1 protein-coding gene is annotated in these 702 nt (G+C 36.0%); it reads right to left on the bottom strand.

Annotation, left to right across the window (positions count from 1 at the left end; all coding sequences use genetic code 11):
- On the bottom strand, nucleotides 1–702 hold a 702-nt coding region (gene aroF, locus GQX97_RS13360; protein WP_157152300.1), incomplete at both ends, for a 3-deoxy-7-phosphoheptulonate synthase.

Below are 702 nucleotides of genomic sequence, written 5' to 3' on the forward strand. Positions count from 1 at the left end.
ACTTCTATAATCATGCCGTCAGCACCTGCAGAAATTGCTGCAAGAGTTAAAGGAAGTGCCATCCAAGCTCTTCCGCTTGCATGTGAAGGGTCGCCTATAACTGGTAAGTGGCTCATTCTTTTTATCACTGGTATAGCTGATACATCGAAAGTGTTTCTTGTATATGTTTCAAATGTTCTTATACCTCTCTCACACAACACTACATTAGGATTGCCTTTATCTAATATATATTCAGCACTCATAAGCCATTCTTCCATAGTGTTAGCTAATCCTCTTTTTAAAAGTATTGGCTTTTTTAATTTACCAACCTCTTTTAAAAGTTCAAAGTTCTGCATGTTTCTAGCCCCTATTTGAATCATATCAACAGTRTTTTCAAAATCTTCTAAGTGTCTTATAGATACTATCTCACTTACAATAGGAATGCCTACTTCTTCTTTTGCTAGTTTTAATATTTTAAGTCCGTCAAGTGCCAAACCCTGGAATGCATAAGGGGAAGTTCTWGGTTTGAAAGCTCCTCCTCTAAGTATTGAAGCTCCTGATGCTTTTACACTTTTTGCTATATTTATTACTTGCTCTTCACTTTCTACAGAACAAGGTCCTGCTATAATTACTGGTTTTTCTCCKCCTATTTTTACTCCRCTAACATCTACTATAGTGTCTTCTTTTTTGAATGCTCTGTTTGCTCTTTTGAATGGTTCTTGT

Source organism: Brachyspira sp. SAP_772 (assembly GCF_009755885.1).
Taxonomy (GTDB): domain Bacteria; phylum Spirochaetota; class Brachyspiria; order Brachyspirales; family Brachyspiraceae; genus Brachyspira.